The 14,952-nt window shown below is 62.8% G+C and carries 11 protein-coding genes; 2 read left to right on the forward strand and 9 right to left on the reverse strand.

Going from position 1 to position 14,952, the window contains the following annotated elements:
* Nucleotide 1 precedes the first annotated feature (1 nt).
* The 9 genes from EOB59_RS00680 to EOB59_RS00720 all read right to left on the reverse strand — a co-directional run bounded on the left by EOB59_RS00680 (nucleotide 2) and on the right by EOB59_RS00720 (nucleotide 11,977).
* Nucleotides 2-2,029, reverse strand: a complete 2,028-nt coding sequence (locus tag EOB59_RS00680; protein WP_128287404.1) for a hydantoinase/oxoprolinase family protein — start codon at nucleotides 2,027-2,029, stop codon at nucleotides 2-4.
* A 103-nt stretch (nucleotides 2,030-2,132) separates the two neighbouring features.
* Entirely contained in the window at nucleotides 2,133-3,329 is a 1,197-nt protein-coding gene (locus EOB59_RS00685; RefSeq protein WP_245486488.1) for a helix-turn-helix domain-containing protein, read from the reverse strand.
* 226 nt (nucleotides 3,330-3,555) lie between these two features.
* The gene (locus EOB59_RS00690) at nucleotides 3,556-4,896 is read right to left on the reverse strand and encodes a sorbosone dehydrogenase family protein (RefSeq protein ID WP_164895542.1); all 1,341 of its coding nucleotides are present in this window, start codon (nucleotides 4,894-4,896) and stop codon (nucleotides 3,556-3,558) included.
* A 31-nt stretch (nucleotides 4,897-4,927) separates the two neighbouring features.
* Nucleotides 4,928-5,968 (reverse strand): c-type cytochrome, encoded by a 1,041-nt coding sequence (locus tag EOB59_RS00695; RefSeq protein WP_245486489.1) that lies wholly within the window; start codon nucleotides 5,966-5,968, stop codon nucleotides 4,928-4,930.
* Between the two features lie 41 nt (nucleotides 5,969-6,009).
* The gene (locus tag EOB59_RS00700) at nucleotides 6,010-6,630 is read right to left on the reverse strand and encodes a cytochrome c oxidase assembly protein (RefSeq protein ID WP_236383168.1); all 621 of its coding nucleotides are present in this window, start codon (nucleotides 6,628-6,630) and stop codon (nucleotides 6,010-6,012) included.
* Nucleotides 6,627-7,001: a hypothetical protein gene (locus EOB59_RS00705; RefSeq protein WP_127397622.1), complete on the reverse strand. Its 375-nt coding sequence runs from the start codon at nucleotides 6,999-7,001 to the stop codon at nucleotides 6,627-6,629. The genes EOB59_RS00700 and EOB59_RS00705 overlap by 4 nt, the downstream gene beginning before the upstream one ends.
* Nucleotides 7,002-7,008: 7 nt before the next feature.
* The gene (gene ctaD, locus EOB59_RS00710) at nucleotides 7,009-9,537 is read right to left on the reverse strand and encodes a cytochrome c oxidase subunit I (protein ID WP_127326898.1); all 2,529 of its coding nucleotides are present in this window, start codon (nucleotides 9,535-9,537) and stop codon (nucleotides 7,009-7,011) included.
* On the reverse strand, nucleotides 9,534-10,511 hold the full coding sequence (gene coxB / locus EOB59_RS00715; RefSeq protein ID WP_281061694.1) for a cytochrome c oxidase subunit II: 978 nt from the start codon (nucleotides 10,509-10,511) through the stop codon (nucleotides 9,534-9,536). Before coxB ends, ctaD begins: the two co-directional genes overlap by 4 nt.
* 497 nt (nucleotides 10,512-11,008) lie before the next feature.
* Nucleotides 11,009-11,977: a LysR family transcriptional regulator gene (locus EOB59_RS00720; protein ID WP_128287407.1), complete on the reverse strand. Its 969-nt coding sequence runs from the start codon at nucleotides 11,975-11,977 to the stop codon at nucleotides 11,009-11,011.
* Nucleotides 11,978-12,108: 131 nt separating this feature from the next.
* Between EOB59_RS00720 and EOB59_RS00725 the strand changes: the two genes are divergently transcribed.
* The gene (locus tag EOB59_RS00725) at nucleotides 12,109-13,542 is read left to right on the forward strand and encodes an amidase (RefSeq protein ID WP_127811220.1); all 1,434 of its coding nucleotides are present in this window, start codon (nucleotides 12,109-12,111) and stop codon (nucleotides 13,540-13,542) included.
* Between the two features lie 55 nt (nucleotides 13,543-13,597).
* Nucleotides 13,598-14,896, forward strand: a complete 1,299-nt coding sequence (locus EOB59_RS00730; RefSeq protein ID WP_128287408.1) for an ABC transporter substrate-binding protein — start codon at nucleotides 13,598-13,600, stop codon at nucleotides 14,894-14,896.
* The last annotated feature ends 56 nt before the right edge of the window (nucleotides 14,897-14,952 follow it).

Genomic DNA, 14,952 nt, shown 5'->3' on the forward strand with positions numbered 1-14,952 from the left:
CTCAGCCTTTCGTCACGATGAGAATGTTCAGGAAGCCGTCGACGGTCGCGCTCATTCCCGGCGGAACCACGGTGGTGGAATCGAACTGTTCGACGATGGCGGGTCCCGCAAAGGCAGCGCCGGCCCTGAGTTGGTCGCGTTCATAGACAGCCGCATCATGAGATACGCCGTCGAACCAGACGCCGCGGCGGCCGAGCGGCTCGGGCACATGAGGCAAGACTTCATGCCGCGGCATCTCGGCTTTCGGTACGATGCCGATCGCCTTGACCGCGATGCGGAAGATCGACACCGGCGCCTCTTCGCGGCGGTAGTTGAACTCGCGTTCGTGCTCGTTGTGGAATGCCTCTATCAGCGAGCAGATGCTCTCGATCCGCGCCGGGGCTGACACCGCGAGCGATCGCCACTGGCCCTGGTACATCATCTCGACCGTACGCTGCAGCGCCATGTCTTCGCGCGCCACGCCCTCATGGGTCAGGCGCTCAACGGCCTGTTCTTCCATCAGAACAAAGGCCGTCTGCATCTCGGCGGGCGAGACCGTCGAAGCATCGGCCATGAAGCTTTCGGAGAAATCATGCTGCACGTCGACGAGAAGGCAACCGAGCGCGGAGGTGACGCCAGGATTGGGCGGCACGATCACGGTTGGGATCGAAAGCTCCTTCGCCACGGCCGCTCCGTGCAAAGCGCCTGCACCGCCGAATGCGACGAGCGCAAAGTCTCGTGGGTCATAGCCCCGGCTGATGGAGAGAAGCCGCACGGCATTGCCCATATTGGCGTTGGCGACGGCGATGATCGCCTCGGCCGCTTGGTGGAGTTCCATACCGAAGGGTGTCGCCACAGTCTCCTGCACCGCCTGGGCGGCCAGGGCGGGGTCGAGGGTGATCTTGCCGCCCGCAAGGCTGGTGCCGAGACGGCCGAGCACGACATTGGCATCGGTGTTGGTGGCGGTGCGGCTGCCATTCTTGTAGCAGGCCGGGCCCGGAAAGGCGCCGGCGGACTGCGGTCCGTTGCGCAAGCTGCCGCCCTCGTCCTGCCATGCCAACGACCCGCCGCCCGCGCCGATGGTCAGCACCTCGATGGAGGGGAAGCGGATCGGATATCCGAATTCGATGTACCAGTCTTTTGTGATGCGCGACTCCCCGTTCCATGCGAGCGAGACGTCGGTGCTGGTGCCGCCCATGTCGAAGCCGATCGAGTTCGGGAAGCCACAGAGATTTCCGATGAAGCGGCTTGCGATCGCGCCGGCGGCGATGCCGGATCCCGCGAGCCGGGCCGAGAAATCCCTGACGCTCGCGGGCGTCATGACCCCGCCACCGCTGTGCAGCAACAGGAGATCTCGTTTGTATCCGGCGGCGGCAAGCTTTTCTCCGAGACGCGACACGTAATCGACGACGACCGGGGCGCAGACGGCGTTGGCCATGGTGGTGGAAAAACGTTCGTGCTCGAAGATTTCCGGCATCACCTCCGAGGAGATCGAGACCGGCAGATCCGGCATGGCCTCCTTCAGAATCTCACGCATGCGGCGCTCATTGGCGCCGTTGACATAGGAGTTCATGAAGCAGACGGCGATGGACTTGACCTGCCGTTTGACGAGAATTTCCGCGACGCGATGAGCGGCCTCTTCGTCCAGTGCTTCCAGGATCGTGCCCTCGGCACTGACCCGTTCGCGGACTGTCAGCCGGTCGCGGCGCGGGATATACGGCTTGGCGACATCCTTGTAGGTGTCCCAGAGGTCTTCCTTGTTGGCGCGGCGGATCTCGACAACATCACGGAAACCCTCGGTGCAGACCATTGCGGTGCGTGGCAGGCGGCGGGTGATCAGCGCATTGGTGGCGACCGTCGTACCATGAGAGAACAGCGTCACCTCCGAAAGATCGATGCGGCCCTGCTCCACGCCATTCATGATCGCCTGCATGGGATCGTCAGGCGTGGAGGCGGTCTTCTCGATGCGGATCGCGCCGCTGTCTTCGTCCATGATGCAGATGTCGGTGAAAGTCCCTCCGACATCGACGGCAACTCTTATTCTGCTCATGACAGTTCCTTCGCGGGATATTTGCGGGCAAGGCCCGGCTTTCGCCGCCCTTGCCGGGGCGGCGTCGCAATAGATTATGGAATTGACCCGGATTTCGCCGGGTCTAGTGCCGCTCTCTTGACGTCGAAGCGCGGCCTGCCCGGTTCGCTGCTTCGCGACGGGTATCGGTCGGTGCGCAACCGAACCGCGTCCGGTAATGCTTGCAGAATTGAGACTGGTCGGCAAAGCCCCAGCGGTAAGCAATCTCGGCAACGCTGCTGATGTTGGTCACCGACATCAGTTCCTCGGCGCAAAGTTCAAGCCGGGCGTCGCGGATGAAGCCGCTGATCGACTGGTTGCTGTCCTGAAAAAGAACCTGCAGGTAACGCAGGGAAATCCCGCAGGCATCGGCCACCGCCTGCGGGCCGAGGCCGGAATTCTTCAGATTGTCGCGAATATACTGCTCGGCACGATGCAAATGGCCGGCCCGGATCGACGAGATGCTGCTGTCCAGCACGCGATCGTCGCTCACGATCGACAGGCACAGCATTTCCAGGATGTGCCTGCCCATCATCTCACGAGCGACTTCAGTGATCTCATCGACATGGCCGATCGTGGTTCGCACCGTGTCGAGGAAGAGCGCGGCGACGCCCTGGGTCGCGTCGAAACTGAGCGCACTGAGCCGTTCGGCAGACCCGATCCGCGCCCGAACGCTCGACGATGGCACCTTCAGGACCCACAGCGCGTTTGGCTTGCCGTGCCAGAATTCGTAAGGCGCGTCTCCCCTCTCAACGAGGAAGCCCCCCGGACCGCAATTGACGGTCCTCGACCCTTGCGAGAAATTCACCTCCGACATCTCCGGGATGGTGATGAGCAGGCTGGCGTCACGTTCGTTGAGGAAGTGGCGGCGATGGCGGCGATAGCTTACGGCATCGCAGCGCATTTTAGACACGCTGACGAGCCCAAGCGAGAAGGTTTCCAGCGTGCCCGAAAATTCACGACGGTTCCGATACTCGGTGTCGAGCGGAAAATAGGCTTCGGTAACAGCGGCTTGCCAGGCATCACCGCCTGTGGGACCGCCGATCGTATCGACGACGTATTTCATTCCCCGACCTTTCTGGTTGGCCCCGGTTAGCCCGGTGTTTTTCTGAAGATTACAGGAATCCGCCGGCGCGTATTGGTCAAAAACGAATAAACTTATGTGGCCGTTGGCCCAAGGGCCGGAGCTCGCGATGGTTTCAGTTATCGTCACGGTCCTGGTGTGCAGTTGATCAAACCAGCCTTGGGCGCGCAAACCGCAAGCCAAATTGGAACCATGCATCGGCCTCGACCGGCTCGTGCACCTTGGGCACGGTCGTCGCCGTGTTTGGTTTCGCGCGATGAGGATGGCGGGACACAGCGCGCACCCGAAACTTCTTCGCCAGGCAACTTTGCGCGAGCCCGCGGCCGAGAAACCCTGTTCCGCCAAAAATGGCGCCGATCCGCTCGGCTCCTCGGTCGTTTTGGCATGAGCCCAACCCTTCCACGCGCCGAAGCGATGCGCCGGCCTAGTCGGCCGCCGGGATAACCCGCCAAATCTTGTTGCCCACATCATCCGCGATCAGCAATGCGCCAGTTCGGTCGATGGCAACGCCAACCGGACGGCCGAATGCCTTGTCATCGTTGCTCAGAAATCCGGTAAGCACGTCCTGCGGCGGCCCCGACGGCTTGCCGTCGGCAAACGGCACGAAGATCACCTTGTAGCCGCTTCGCGGCATGCGATTCCATGAACCATGCTGGCCGACAAAGGCGCCATTCTTCATGTGCAACCCGAACAGGTCGGCGGTGTTGAAGGTGAGCCCAAGCGACCCGGTGTGCGCCCCGAGTGCGTAGTCGGGCACGATCGCCTTGCCGACGAGGTCCGGACGCGGTGGCTCCGCCCTGACATCGATGTGTTGGCCGAAATAGCTGTAGGGCCAGCCGTAGAAGGCGCCATCCCTGACCGATGTCATGTAGTCGGGAACGAGGTCGCTGCCGATCTCGTCCCGCTCGTTGACGACCGCCCAGAGTTCCCCGCTTTCAGGGTTCCAGGAGAGGCCGTTCGGGTTGCGCAGACCCGACGCAAAGAGCCGCGTCTGCCGCGTCGCGAGGTCGATTTCGTGCACGGCGGCGCGGCCTTCTTCCTCCTCCATGCCGTTTTCGCCGACATTGGAGTTGGAGCCCACGGTGGCATAGAGCTTCGTTCCGTCCGGACTGGCAATGACGTCCTTGGTCCAATGGTGATTGCGGCCGGCCGGAAGGTCGACGATCTTCTCGGACGGAGCAGTGATCTCGGCGTCGCCATCGCGATAGGGGAAAGCGACGACCGCGTCGGCATTGGCGACATAGAGCTTGCCGTCGAGCAGCGTCATGCCGAAGGGCGAGAAGAGGCTGCTGAGGAGGACTGTCCTGGTCTCAGCCACGCCATCGCCGTTCTCGTCGCGTAACAACGAGATACGGTTGGCGCTCCGCACCTCGGCGCCAGCCCGGCTCTGGAACAGTTTCATTAACCAGCCACGTATGGAAAAACCTTCGTCAGGTTTTGGCGGCGCATTGCTTTCGGCGACCAGCACGTCGCCATTGGGCAGCACGTGCAGCCAGCGCGGATGGTCGAGGCCGCCAGCGAATTCGTTGACGGCGAAGCCTTTGGCGGCGACCGGCATCTTGCCTTGGGGCCAAGGGGTCGCCTCGGCAACGTGGACCGTGGGTATCCAGGTCGGATTGGGTTCGGCAAGCGTCGGGTTTGGACCGTAGGTCTGCTCGATCGGAACGGTGGCCTGTTCGCGCGAGAGAAGAACAAGCCCGCCCCCGCGATTATGACGAAGGCGACAATGACGAGTAAGACGCCCAGAATTTTTCGCATTGGATATTCCCGAAGATTGGGACAGTGACGTAACGCCATCAGGGCGTTCCGGTTGCGGCGGCACGCGACATTTGCGCGAAATAGGCGGCCAATGCGGCAATATCTTCGTCCGAGAGGTTTTTAGCAGCGTTGCGCATCAGATGGGCGAAGCGCGTGCCGCCGCGCTTTTCCTCGCGGAAAAGCTCGAGCTGGGTCGCAATGTATTTGGCGGGCTGTCCGGACAGTTCCGGATAGATGGGGTTGCGGTCCGGACGACCGTGGCAACCCAGGCATGCCGGAACGTCGCGCTCCGGGATGCCGCGTCGCGCGATCTCATCGGCACGCGCGATCCGGGCACGGTCCGGTTGCGTCGACGTTGCAGGCGCAGGCAGCGCGGAAAAATGCCGCGCGAGATCGGCGAGGAGTGCAGGGTCGACAGCGGTGACAGAAATTCCCATGACACCGCTCTGGCGGTGGCCGGTAGCGTAGGCTCTCAAACTCTCAAGAAGATAGGTTTCGCGCTGAGAGGCCAAGACGGGCGTTGCGGGGCTCCGGCCGAGCCCGTCCGTGCCGTGGCAGCGGGTACAGTCGGCGAGTGCGCGTTCGAGGCCTTGTGTTTGGCCAGTCGACGGTTCGCTACTGCCATAAGCAAGGTCGCGCCACCGCGCCTCGTCCATCATCGGCAGTTCGCGCAGGAAGGCGACCATCGCCCAGACTTCATCGTCGCGCTGCTGCGTCGGCCAGGCCGGCATGCCGGTGAAGCGCACGCCGTGCTGGACGATGCGGAAGAGTTCGGCGTCCGTCCATTCGCCGACCTTGCCGGCAAGGTCCGGCGGCTGCGGCAGCATCGCAAGGACGGCGGGCGACCGCGGTTCGCCGGGCGCACCGTGGCAGATGGCGCAGCCGCGCGCGAAATGGCCGGCAGCCGGCTGAATAGCGTAGCGCGGCAGCTCGTCCGGCACCTTGACCGTGAGTGCGTATGTCCGCACGGCCGAGCGCATCGCGAAGTGCAGGAACCATTCGGTCACCTTCCAGTGGCCGGTCGAGGCACCAACGTTGAAGAAGCCGATCCAGGTCGCGAAAAGCACCGCGGCCGGCAAGATCGCCAAGCCTATCGCCAAGAGTTTCCAGTTGACGTGCATCAGCCGGCCAGCCTCTCGGTTTTGCCGCTCAGGAGCCTGGCAAGCAGGAAGACGCCTCCGGCGAGGTAAACGGCAGCGCCGATCATCAACATGATGATGCCGCCGAGCGCCTGGTCCTGCCCCGCCCCGAGCACGAGGCCGAAGCACGTCACTTCGCCGAGGCCATAGAGCGGTCGCGAGGCGAGCGAGAGCAGCGCGCCAAGCAACGTCATGTGGATGGAGGTCAGGAGCAACGCGAAGGCGCCGGCAGCGTCCCTAGCCGGCGCATCGGCATTGCGCGGCGCCATGCACGTCAGCCACAGGAACAGCCCGGCGCCAAGGAAGGACACCTGCTCGATCATGGTGGCGATGGTCGATGTCTCGGCCCACTGGCGCGCAGCCGGCGCATGCCAGCCCCAGACGACAATCAGTTCGACGAGAGAGGCGATAAGGGGAGCGGCGGTGGCGACGGAGCGTATCGTTCTGGCAATACCGATTGCTATCAGCGGCGCCGCAATCGCGACGACGCCCATGTGGGCAAGCATGTGAGCCGCGAACGAGCCACGCCACGCATCGAGCAGCGGTCCCGCCCAGACCAGCGCGAGGGTGACGAAGCCCAGCAACAGGCTTGCCGTCCTCATGAGGAGCATCCGTCGATGAAGAGCAGCGGCAGCCCCACGTAGAGCACGGCGACGAAGCTCAGGCCGCAAAGCAGTAGCGTGGCAAACCCCTGGAAGAGGTTGCGGTCCGTCGCTGTGGGATCGTCGTGCGGCGGGTCGTTCGTGCCGAAGCCCCACTGCCTCCAGGCGAGCCAGCCGGACAAGACGATCATCGCGAGTGCCGCCAGCGTCATAGCCACTATGCCAGCCTGGACGACAGCGAAACCGAGGTCACCGCGCTTGGCACACCAGATTGCGGCCAGTGCGTAACAGGCGAGGAAATGTCCGGCCCAGATCACGGGCGCGGTGAAGAGCGTCCAGAGCGTTTCGACCTCTTTGGGAATGATGCGCATCACCGTCTCACATCGCTTCCGGGAAAAGACCGATGACGGCGAAGGTGATGACAGCGGTGATCGCCATAAAATGCCAGTAGAGCGCGACGTTGTGCAGTTCCATGTCGTGCTCCCGCGTCAGGCGACCGGCGAGGCTGCGCGCAAGGCAATAGAGCTGCATGACGGATCCGACCGCGGCATGAGCAAGCGCCCAGATGACGAGAATCCAGACGATCGCCGGATAGACATGCGCGGTCGGCTGCATGTCATGCTGCCAGGGTCCGGCAAAACCGGCTGCAGAGGCAGCAAGCGTCAGCAGAAACGCAGCAACAAGCGCAACGCGTGCGCCGTCGATCCACCCGCTTGCGTTCAGTCGGCGCGCACCAAGCATCGCGACCCATGCGGCGACGAAGAGAGACAGCGCGATCATCGGCCACCGCATACCGGGACCCGGCTGCCCCAGAGTGAAGTCGGGATGGATGGTCCAGTAGAAAAAATAGCCGAAGATGAGGCTGGCGAAGGCAGTTCCGTCGCCAACCATTGTAATGAACATCGCCCACCAGCCAACAGAATCCGGACCGGAGGCATAGAGCGGCAAGCGCAATCCAAGGCCGACATCCTTGGTCTTCTTTTCCGGGGTTTCGCCGGTGCCGGTCCAGAGCCACCACAGAACGGCAGAGAGCGTGCCGATGCCCGACAATAGGGCGAGGATCCAGAGTTCGAAGGTGAGCGCGACGAAGACCCCGCCGAGCAATGCGGCCGAGATTATTGTGATCGTGGTTGATGTCGCCACGCGCTGGCACTGTAGCGGATGGGCGTCGAGCACCGAGGTGATGAGCGTCTCGCGGCGATTCTCCTTGGCACTGCGAAGATAATAGGCGCCCTCATTGACCTTTTGCATCAGATCCGCCTGGTCCCAAAGCGGATACCGGCTCTCGATGATCGGAATGGATCGAACGCCCCAGTTCTCCTCGGGCTCGTTCAGCCATTCGAGCGTGCCCGCCTTCCACGGATTCTGCTCGCTGCGGGGTTCGCGATGCTTCGGCCGTACAACATCGAAGACAACCACCAGCACCCCTGCCGCGAAAACATAGGCGCCGATCGTGGAGATGAGATTCAGCCAGTCCCAACCGATCCCCTCGGGGTAGGTGAAGACGCGGCGCGGCATCCCGCGCAGGCCGCTGAGATGCATCGGAAAGAACGCGACGTTGAAGCCGGCAAACATCAGCCAGAAGGCGGTGCGCCCGAGACGGGGCGAGAGCATCCGCGCATTGATCAGCGGGTAATAATAGTAAACGCCGGCGACCAGCGGGAACAGCATTCCACCGATCAGCACGTAATGCAGATGTGCGACGATAAAATAGGTATCGTGCGCCTGCCAGTCGAACGGAACGAGCGCGACCATCACGCCGGTCAGCCCGCCGATGACGAAGATAGCGAGCCCGCCGGCGCCGAACAGCATCGGCACCGAGAAGATGACACGTCCGGCCAGCATGGTGGCGATGAAGACGAAGATCTGCACGCCGGTTGGAATCGCGACCGCTTCCGAGGCGGCCGAGAAGAATGCCAGCGAGATCTGCGGCAGGCCGGTAGCGAACATGTGGTGGACCCAGAGGCCGAACGATAGGAAGCCGGTGCCGACAGCGGCAAGCACGATCCAGGAGTAGCCGACGATCGGACGTTGCGAAAAGGTTGGCACGATCATCGCCATCAGCGCGATGGCGGGCAAGAAGATGATGTAGACCTCGGGGTGCCCGAAGATCCAGAACAGGTGTTGCCACAGCAGTGGGTCGCCGCCCCGCGTCGGGTCGAAGAACGGCCAGTCGAACATGCGTTGCATCTCAAACAGGATGTCGCCGGCGATCAGCGGCGGAAAAGCGAAGAGGATCATGCCCGCGACGATCAGCAGGTACCAGGCGAACAGTGGCATTAGGTTGATGCGCATGCCCGGCGCACGGCACTTCATGATGCCGACGATCAGTTCGACCGCCGCAGCAATGGAGGCGACTTCGATAAAGGAGAGGCCCAGCAGCCAGATGTCGGCACCAATGCCGGAATATGCCTTGTCAGTGGCAAGAGGCGGATACATGAACCAGCCTGAAGAGGGAGCGGCGTCGAAGAAGATCGAACCGCAAACGAAGACACCGCCGATCAGAAAGCTCCAGAAGCCGAAGGCGCCGAGACGGGGAAATGGCAGTTCACGCGCACCGAGCATTGGCGGCAGCAGAAAGATCGCGACGGCCTCGAAGATAGGCACGGCAAACAGGAACATCATCACGGTGCCATGCAGAGTAAAGGCCTGGTTATAGAAGTCGGCAGAGAGGAAATTGTTTCCCGGAACCGCGAGTTGCGTGCGCACAAGAAGCGCCAGAACGCCGCCAAACAGCATGAAGGCAAAGGCCGCACCCCCGTACCAGAGGCCAACCTGCGTATTGTTGACCGAAGTCCAGTAACGCCAGCCGATCGGCGTCTTCCAGACGAGGCGCAGCTGTTCTTCCTCGATCTTCTCTGCGGAGGGCAAGGCGTTTCGCTTGATGCGGGCTTTGAGGGTTGTCATTCGAGCCCCTTCAGCCAGGCGGCGATTTCGGCGATGTCCTGTTGGGACAGCATGTTGAAGTCGGGCATCTTCGAACCCGGCTTGATCAAATGCGGATGGGCGATGAAGCTACGAACGGCCTCATCGTCGGTGGGCAAAACGCCGGCACCAATCGTTCCCCGCGAACCCATATGCGAGAGATCCGGGCCGACACCACCCTCAGCTTGTGTGCCCGCAACGCGGTGGCACGCGCCGCAGCCGTTGCGAAGGAATATGTCGCGTCCGGGCAAGGATGCGCCGGGCGAAGGGTTCGCCCGCACAGCCAGCCATTCCCGAAAGGCAGCGGGCTGCATGGCGACGGCCGTGAAGGTCATCAGCGCGTGCGAGGTCCCGCAATATTCCGCGCAAGGGCCGCGGTAGGTGCCAGGTTTGGTCGCCAGCAACGAGAGCCGATTCACGCGACCCGGGATCATGTCCATCTTGCCACCGAGCGCAGGAATCCAGAAGGAATGGATGACGTCGGTGCTTTTCAGCAAGAACTCGACGCGCTCGCCAACCGGCAGCCTGATCTCGTTGGCGGAAAGAATAGGAACTCCGCCGCCAGCCGGGTGGTAGGCGACCCGCCACCAGAATTGCTCACCGGTCACTTCGATCCTGAGACCATTGGCTTCGCCGGCTCGTGCGAAAGGTCTCAGTCCAGGCATCAACCAAAGCGCATAGCCTAGCAAGAGAAAGAGGAGTAGCGAAGGAATGGCTGCCCCGCCCCAGAAAATCAGCCGGCTTGCAACACGCTCGTCTATGGGAGTGCGCTCATGACGTGTCGCGTGGACCAGAAGACCGATGACCGTCAGCCAGATAAGGCCGCCAGCAATGGCCATGAGCCAGAAAAGGTCGGCGATCTGGCGCGCTTCCTCTCCGGCCGGATCAAGCGCCGACTGGGCTCCCGAGCAGCTGGAACAGGTTCCCAAGCATAACCACAGCGCGAGCCAGCGCACCGCAGCGAGTTTCGTAATCCGGGCGCTTGTGCTTGGAACTGTTGACGAATCTATCCCTCCAATCGATGCCCTTGCTCACAAACGCGCCCGCAACCGAGTGGTTGCGCAAAACTTCAGTTTAACGGCAATGGCCAGTGCTCATGCAATCTGTGCGCCGGTTTCGTCATTTGTCGCGCCGGTAGGCTTCGATACCGGCGATCCTTTGTACGTCTCAGCAGGCAGCCACCTATTTTAAGGTTCACCAACTATCGGGACCAATCGAGCGATTTCTTGCACTTTGCGGCGTTCGACGGCGTGCCCAAGCCGTCTCGAAAAGTACCGTCTCCGCTCCAACCTGCGAGCAGGCGACCGAGCATTGGTGTTGGTGAAACGTGGGCGCGCACCGAAGAGTTGTCGCCGAGCCGCCCGTCGATCTTGAACATCTCGATCAGGAACCCGCGCCTCCGGCGCGGTTGCAACGCCGGTCCTGTAAATGTCCGCAACGCCAGGGGGGCGGCTCAGCCATCGTCCCTGGCGACCAGTAGAAAAGGTTCGCGCTCCGGCGTCGTCACCGAAAAGCCCGAAGGGCCCACCGCGCTGAAAAAGCGATGGAACATGTCGATGAAGACACGCACGAAGAGTGGCTTTGCCGACCCGTACATGTCGGCGACGATCAGCGTGGGTGGCGGCAGTTCATCGAGGATTGGTCTTCGAACGATCTCCTCGCCATCGGCGGTGGCGCGACCGATCGGCCGCATGTTGAGGACGGCCATGCCGAAGCCGGATGCGACGGCCGAGCGCACCGTTTCATAAGAGCGCGTGCGAAAGCGCACCTCCGGTCGTTTCGCCAGCACGTCGAACAGGGTCAGGAGATAGGTCGCCGTGTGCGGCAGGTCGAGCAGCACCAGCGGCCGTGCCGCCAGTTCCGCCAGCCAGATGCCGTCGCGCGCGGCAAGGGGATCGTCTGCATTGAGCACGGCATGCGCCGGTACCTTGCAGATGCGGGTGACGCTGTCGATACCGATTGGACCGATGTCGTAGAGAATGGCCAGATCGATCTGGCCAGCGACAAGCCGTTCCTGCAACTGGACCTGGTCGGCCTCGACAAGGTCGATCTCGACATCGCCGACGCTGTCGAGGTAGCTGCGCAGCATCTCCGGCATGAACAGCGCGCCGAACGGCTCGAAGCAGCCGATGCGCAGGACCTTCGGCACGCGCCCGTTGAGGTCTCCGATCGACCGGTTGAACTCCGTCTCCGCCGCCAGCATGATGCGGGCGGCGGCGACGAAGCGTTGGCCGGCCGGCGTGATGGAGACGCCGCGCGCCGGCCGCCTGTCGAAAATGCGCGCCCCCATCCCGGTCTCGGCCAGAGTGATCGCCGCGAGGATGGAGGATTGCGAGATGTAGAGCGATCTGGAGGCCGCCAGCACGCTGCCAAGGCGGGCGACTTCGCAGACATAGCGCAACTGCCGAATGGTCAGATTCATGGCTCTTTGTTACATTAAATAGCGAATATTCCCCACAACAATACATTTTATGGTGATGAAAAAACCCGCCAGATTGCCCGGGCTGACAAGGCTGCCGGAAGAGCGGCCATGAAGTGAGGGGTTCGAACTGCATGCCGAATGGGCTGTCTCCCATTGCCGACGCCGATGATCTGTGCCGCCTGGCTGCTGCGGAGCTTAGCGCCGCCTACCGCGCTGGATCGCTGTCGCCCGTCGAGGTGACGCTGGCGGCGCTGGATCGCGCCGAAGCGATCAATCCGCTTTTCAACGCCTTCACCATGATCGACCGCAAGGGTGCGATCGAGGCCGCAGGTGCTTCCGAGAAACGATGGCGGGCAGGCGAGCCGCTGTCGGCAGCCGACGGCATACCGACGACGCTGAAGGACATCGTCTGGGTCGAGGGCTGGAGCGTGCGTTACGGCAGCAGGACGACGACTTCCGCCGCCTATGACAAGGATGCCCCCGCCGTTGCCCTGCTGCGCAGAGCCGGCGCCGTCTTCATCGGACAGACGACGACGCCCGAATTCGGCTGGAAGGCGATTACCGACAGCGGCCTCTGCGGCATCACGCGCAATCCCTGGAATGCGCAAAAGACCCCCGGCGGTTCCTCCGGCGGAGCGGCGGTGGCCGCCGCCACCGGCGCCGGCGTCTTCCATCTCGGTACCGATGGCGGCGGCTCGATCCGCATTCCGGCCTCGTTCACCGGCATCGCCGGATTGAAGCCGACCTTCGGCCGCGTGCCCGCCTATCCGTCCAGCGCGTTCGGAACCGTCGCCCATATCGGACCGATGGCACGGACAGCACTCGATCTTTCCGTCATGGCCGGCGCCATGTCCGGCCGTGATATCAGCGACTGGCAGCAAGGCGTGGGAACGCTGGCGCCGCTTGGCCGGATCGAAGAAGTTTTGCGGGGCGCTCGGATCGGCTACTGGTCGAAGCCGCCTTCAGGAGCGCTGGATTCCGGGATCGCCGCCGTCGTCTCCCACGCCTTGACGTGTTTCGACACCTTCGGCGCGACGGTCGAGCCGATTGATCTTCCCGGTGGCGATCTCCTCGACCTGTTCCAGCATCACTGGTTCACCGGCGCCGCGGCGCGGCTGGCGCTGGTTCCGCCGAGCGAACGGGCGGGCATCGATCCGGGCTTCCTGGAGATCGCACAGGCTGGGGCGGCGTTCGACGTCCATACGCTCGTCGCCGCACAGTTGGAGCGCGCCGAATTCGGCGCCGCCATGGACCGGCTGCTGGACGACTATGATTTCATCGTTTCGCCGGGGTCATCGATTCCAGCCTTCGACGTTGGCCTTGAAGTGCCTCTGGGCAGCGGCCTCTCGCGATGGATCGAATGGGCAGCGTTCAGCTACCCCATCAATCTCAGCCAGCAACCCGCCTGCGTCATCCCTTGCGGCATGACCGAGGCGAGCCTGCCCGTCGGCTTCCAGATTATCGGCGCGCGCGGCGACGATGCCCGCGTGCTTTCGGCGGCAGCCGACCTGGAAGCCGCTTTCGTGCCCATGACCCACGCGTTTCGCCAGAAAGATCTGGTGTGAAAGATTTCGCATGAAGAAAAGACTCTAACCAACGCCAAAAAAGGGGAACTTTGCCATGATGAACAGACGTGCAATGCTGCAGGGCGTGGTCGGCGCGGGTGCGGCCGGTGCCGCGCTTCTTGCCGATATGAACACTGCGGCGATCGCCCAGGACACCAAGCCCATTCCGGTCGGCTCGGCCCTGCCGATGTCCGGCATTGCCGCCGCCGACGGCATCGAGTTCAAGAACGGTCTCGAACTTGCCGCCGAGGAGATCAATGCGGCGGGCGGCATTCTCGGCCGGCCTGTCGAGATCCACATCGAAGACACCAAGGAAATGGGCGCCGACCTCGTCAGCCAGTCGATGCAGCGCCTGATCGACCGCTTCGAGGCGCCGGTCATCATCAATGGCTACAATCTCGGCACCAACATGATCGAGATGGACGTCGCCGCCGACAACGACGTCATCATGATGCACTACAACACGCTGATTTCGCACAATGAGAAGTTCAAGACCGACCCCGCCCGCTATTACAGCTCCTTCCAGGGCGATCCGCCGGAGTTCTGGTATGGACCGGGCTGCCTGAACTTCCTCAAGACGCTTGCCGCGGACGGCAAATGGAAGGCGCCCAACAAGAAGATCGCCATCATCCCGTCTGCCAACGAATATTCGATCGTCATCGCCAACGCGATCCGCGACAAGGCCGCCGAATACGGCTTCGAGGTTAGTCTGTTCGAGACCGTTCCGTTCCCGACCAACCAATGGGGACCGACGCTGGCGAAACTTCGCCAGGACCCGCCGGCGGCGATCCTGGTCACGCACTTCCTGCCGCAGGACCTGGCGCAGTTCATGGTCCAGTTCCTCGCCGAGCCGATCAACAGCCTGATCTACATGCAGTACGGACCATCGCTGCCGGCTTTCCGCGAGATCGGCGGCGAGGCGGTCAACGGCGTCGTCTATTCGACGGTGATCGGCTGCCTGCCGGACGATTTCTCCAAGCCGTTCCGCGAGAGCTACCGGGCCAAATTCGGTCCGAACTCGGCCTACATCACGGGATCGCAGACCTATGACGGCCTGTGGATGTGGGCGCTTGCCGCGGCAATCGCCGGTGGTCCAGGCGAACCGATGGACAAGGCGCAGACCACCAAGGTGGCCAATGCGATGAAGCGCCTGGTCTATCGCGGGGTCAACGGCACCTACCGGGCCGATCCGGCCGGCCAATCGGCCTTCTGCTATCCGACGCAGGTAGCCGATCCGTCGCTTGGCATGCCGCACCAGTTCCTGCAGCATCAGGATTACAAAACCGATCCGAAGCTGATCGCGCCGGTGCTCTATGCCACGGACAGCTTCATCCTGCCGCCATGGATCAAGTGACCGGACGCGGAAATGAAACCAACGACACCGGCCGGGCCGTTTGCCCGACCGGCTCC

Source organism: Mesorhizobium sp. M7A.F.Ca.MR.176.00.0.0, from assembly GCF_004023165.1.
In the GTDB taxonomy this organism is placed as follows: domain Bacteria; phylum Pseudomonadota; class Alphaproteobacteria; order Rhizobiales; family Rhizobiaceae; genus Mesorhizobium.

Bases quoted from the DNA above. Each gene is read 5' to 3' on its own strand.
- EOB59_RS00680 (WP_128287404.1), bottom strand. From the start codon at position 2,029: ATGAGCAGAATAAGAGTTGCCGTCGATGTCGGAGGGACTTTCACCGAC.
- EOB59_RS00685 (WP_245486488.1), bottom strand. From the start codon at position 3,329: ATGCATGGTTCCAATTTGGCTTGCGGTTTGCGCGCCCAAGGCTGGTTT.
- EOB59_RS00700 (WP_236383168.1), bottom strand. From the start codon at position 6,630: ATGAGGACGGCAAGCCTGTTGCTGGGCTTCGTCACCCTCGCGCTGGTC.
- EOB59_RS00705 (WP_127397622.1), bottom strand. From the start codon at position 7,001: ATGCGCATCATTCCCAAAGAGGTCGAAACGCTCTGGACGCTCTTCACC.
- ctaD (WP_127326898.1), bottom strand. From the start codon at position 9,537: ATGACAACCCTCAAAGCCCGCATCAAGCGAAACGCCTTGCCCTCCGCA.
- EOB59_RS00720 (WP_128287407.1), bottom strand. From the start codon at position 11,977: ATGAATCTGACCATTCGGCAGTTGCGCTATGTCTGCGAAGTCGCCCGC.
- EOB59_RS00725 (WP_127811220.1), top strand. From the start codon at position 12,109: ATGCCGAATGGGCTGTCTCCCATTGCCGACGCCGATGATCTGTGCCGC.
- EOB59_RS00730 (WP_128287408.1), top strand. From the start codon at position 13,598: ATGATGAACAGACGTGCAATGCTGCAGGGCGTGGTCGGCGCGGGTGCG.